At 35.9% G+C, this 2,459-nt stretch carries 3 protein-coding genes; all 3 read left to right on the top strand.

Going from position 1 to position 2,459, the window contains the following annotated elements; genetic code table 11:
• The first annotated feature begins 107 nt into the window (after positions 1-107).
• Positions 108-635: a tyrosine-type recombinase/integrase gene (locus tag JL102_RS23340; protein ID WP_237390720.1), complete on the top strand. Its 528-nt coding sequence runs from the start codon at positions 108-110 to the stop codon at positions 633-635.
• A 57-nt stretch (positions 636-692) separates the two neighbouring features.
• Positions 693-1,646, top strand: a complete 954-nt coding sequence (locus JL102_RS23345; RefSeq protein WP_202246889.1) for an SRPBCC family protein — start codon at positions 693-695, stop codon at positions 1,644-1,646.
• Positions 1,647-1,777: 131 nt separating this feature from the next.
• The gene (locus JL102_RS23350) at positions 1,778-2,242 is read left to right on the top strand and encodes a SecDF P1 head subdomain-containing protein (protein WP_202246890.1); all 465 of its coding nucleotides are present in this window, start codon (positions 1,778-1,780) and stop codon (positions 2,240-2,242) included.
• Positions 2,243-2,459 lie beyond the last annotated feature (217 nt).

Here is a 2,459-nt window from a genome sequence, read left to right on the forward strand (position 1 = left end):
TTAGTAAATTTAATCAAAAACAGCTTAACTTAATGTCCAGTCAAAGATAGCAGGTCCAATACTAGCACCAAAGCAATTTACTTTAAAGGCCCAGGAAAAAAGAAAAGTTGCCAGAAGTATTATCTCAAAATGAAGTAAAACGAATGATAGCAGCAATGAGCAACCTGAAGCACAAGTGCATCATTAGTTTACTTTACTCGGTTGGGCTAAGAAGGAGTGAACTCTTAAACTTAAAAATATCGGATATTGACGGTGAACGGATGCAGATAAGAATAGAAAACGCAAAAGGCGGAAAAGACCGTTATACTCTTCTAGGAAAGAATGTCTTAGAAGATCTAAGACAGTATTATAAGCAATGGAGGCCTCAGCAATATTTAATAGAAGGGCAGAATGGCGGACCATATAGTGGAAAAAGTGTGGTCAATGTGGTGAAAGAGGCGGCCAGGAGAGCGAAAATACAGAAAAATGTAGTTCCTCATATGTTACGGCATAGCTTTGCCACGCATTTATTAGAAGATGGCGTAAACTTAAGGCAAATACAGTTGCTCCTGGGGCATAACTCAACCAAGACCACAGAGGTATACACACATATAGCTAACACCTCTATGAAATTAATCAGAAATCCTTTAGATTGAACCCATAATAAAAATAAGGGAATGTGTTTCCCTTACACGGATGTTAGCAGTAACTAAATGAAAAAAATAAAAACATTACTTATTGGAATTGGACTCGGGGTGATTTACGCCTTTTTCACCATGCTACTTGTTCAAAGTTCGCACAGAACAGTTTCTATTGGGTACGTTTTTGCTTTACCATTAATATTAGGAGCAATTCCTGTAATTTTTTCAACTAAAGCACAATTGAAGAGCTATTTGACTTATTTAATTGTTCCTTGGGTTAGTGTCTTGACTTTCTTTTATCTGTCTTTTATTTCTGGATTGGAAGGGACTATTTGCTTAGTTATAATTGTTGGTCCGTTTTTAGTCCTTGGAAGTTTAGGTGCATTTATCTATAGACTAATTAAACTAAAGTCAAATGGTGATAACTCTAAGAAACTCTTCATCAGTCTGACAATTCCACTTCTAATTTTAGCAATTGAAAGCTTTGTAGTTCCAAATGATTACTATGGAACTGTTGTAACTAAAACTTTGATTAATACTGATAAAGAAACAGTATGGAAAAATATTAAGAACGTTAAAAACATAGGCAAACACGAAATCGTACCACATTTCATTCACAAAATTGGAATTCCAAAGCCATTAAATGGTGAATTAAATTTTGAAGGTGTTGGAGCTACTCGGTCAATCACTTGGGAAAAAGGGCTTAGATTTAAAGAACAAATCACGAAATGGGATGAAGGAAATGGGTTCGAATACAACATCATAGTAAACCCAGAAAATATTCCAGCCAATACTCTTGACGAGCATGTAATGATTGGGGGGGAATATTTTGATGCAGTAAAAGGCAGTTACTCAATTAGGACAATTAATGACTCAACCCAAGAAGTGACTTTAACATCTACATATAGAATAACATCCACAGTTAACTTTTACGGGAAATTTTGGACTGACTTCATATTTGAAGACTTCCATGATACGATACTAGAGGTAGTAAAAGGAAGGTGTGAAAATACTGCTAACAAATAATAAAAACAATGCTGGGCTTGGTCGGACTGGAAAGCTCTTCGCAACTTAAATTTATCGTGTCCTGCCACTTTAATTGCTGTTAAACCAGCACAGTTTTTATCTTAGCGTTATAGCCAATAAACAAACTGAAAATGCAAATAATTTTAATATTAGTAGGTGTTCTTCTAATAGATTTGAATAACAACTTGACAGATTGTTCTGCTGATCAAGTAGTTTTAGAAACAGGATGGTATCATAGCAACTCTGATAGGAATGGTGAAATGAGAGTCTTCGAATATTTAAATGAAACGATGTATGTCAACCCGACACCAATTGTGACGGTAGAGAATTTTGAGCGACTTGAAATTAATGAAACTTCGTGGGCTAAAGGAGAATTTATGTTGGCAATTTGGTTAGATAAGGAAGGAACAAAAAAATGGAGTGATGCAACTGAATTTGCGATGAACAATCGAACGAATTTGGTTTTTATATTGGACAACAAAATCATAAATGCACCGATGGTATTCGCCAAAATGACAAATGGTGCAACGGCAATAACTAGAAAAGATTTGTCCAAAAAAGACCTAGAAGAAATAAAAGGCAAACTTGAACGATAGACAATAAATGGCTATAACAAACGCTATAATGAATGGGGTTTCATCGGTCAGGATACTGTTGTGGGGATTGGAAAGTCGGCCACAAGTAGTAAATTTAAATCAAGGCGTGGCTATGTGCGAGACGAGAGGTTAGTGCTTTCTAATCCCCACTCATCATAGCTTGGCGTTAGTGTGCCACGAAGTGGTACAAATCCAATAGGTGAAAATCCTATCAGGG

Origin of the sequence: Fulvivirga sediminis (assembly GCF_016757215.1) — a bacterium.
GTDB classification, from domain to species: Bacteria; Bacteroidota; Bacteroidia; order Cytophagales; family Cyclobacteriaceae; genus Fulvivirga; species Fulvivirga sediminis.